This is a genomic window from Enterobacter cloacae complex sp. GF14B, from assembly GCF_004136805.1.
Lineage (GTDB): Bacteria > Pseudomonadota > Gammaproteobacteria > Enterobacterales > Enterobacteriaceae > Enterobacter > Enterobacter hormaechei_C.
In genome coordinates this window covers 1-932 of sequence record NZ_QFRV01000365.1, presented here as the reverse complement: position 1 = coordinate 932, position 932 = coordinate 1, and the positions used below count along the sequence as shown (strand labels likewise).

The window sequence follows — 932 nt, the reverse complement described above, 5'->3', positions numbered from 1 at the left end:
ATTTGGAAACACTTGTTGTGTTTTCAGAGGCTCTTTATGATTTTCTCTTATTTGGTTTTCATTTGGTTCCATGTTACGGTTTTCTTTGTCTGTCTTTCCCTTTGTGGTATTGGTTCTAGTCTCCATTGTCTCGACTGAATCTGAATCATCCTCGAGGTCATTCATATACACGGGGTCATCTCCTGTTCCTATGTTTGTTTTGGAACTTGGCTTTGAATTTTCCGTATTCTGCAACTTCTTCCTTCGTGTCTTCTTTTTCTTTGCTTGGATAACTGACGCGGTATCTCTCTCTTCGAGGATATGTCCTGGCCCTTGAAGCATGGACCGTGTAATCGCATAAGCGGGTGCGACGGGTGGTATTGGCGATGTCACACTAGCAATTTCGACCAAATTTAGGGGTGTGATTTTAGGCGCATTTGGGTTATAGGGGCATTGGGCAATCAAGTGATCTATGCCACAACGATTACATGTGAGTATTGGCATTGCAGACGTGCTCCCTTGATTCACTTGCATCTGTGCAGCATTCTTTTGCAGCCTAATAGGGCACTCCGCTACTCGATGTGGTCCACCACACTCGTAGCATTGAAGAGGTGGCCTCCTAGCCTGGGTGTTGATATTTTGACCTCTGGATGCGAGAGCAGCAGCTTGATAAACCGGCTTGACTTGTCCCCAACAATCTTCCATGTAGTATATAGGACACTCTTCCAATGTATCAAGTCCGTAGGCAATACTAGTGTCTATTTCCTCCTCACAGCCATCTGCATAAGCATTTGATGGCTCGCAACCCACTTGGTTCATAGGGGCGACTCTTGGATGCGGGGGCTGCGGTCCTAGCACAGGAGGTGGTAGCGGTGTAGCTTGTACAACATTTTGAGATCTAGGGACCATGTGTTGCGGTAGTTTCTCAACAGGTGGAGTAGACATCAATACAG

Annotated in this window: 1 protein-coding gene; it reads right to left on the bottom strand. The window is 46.2% G+C overall.

Annotated elements, in window-relative coordinates:
• The coding region (locus DD606_RS25680) for a hypothetical protein (RefSeq protein WP_139158410.1) at window positions 1-798 on the bottom strand (798 nt) is incomplete at its 3' end.
• Window positions 799-932 lie beyond the last annotated feature (134 nt).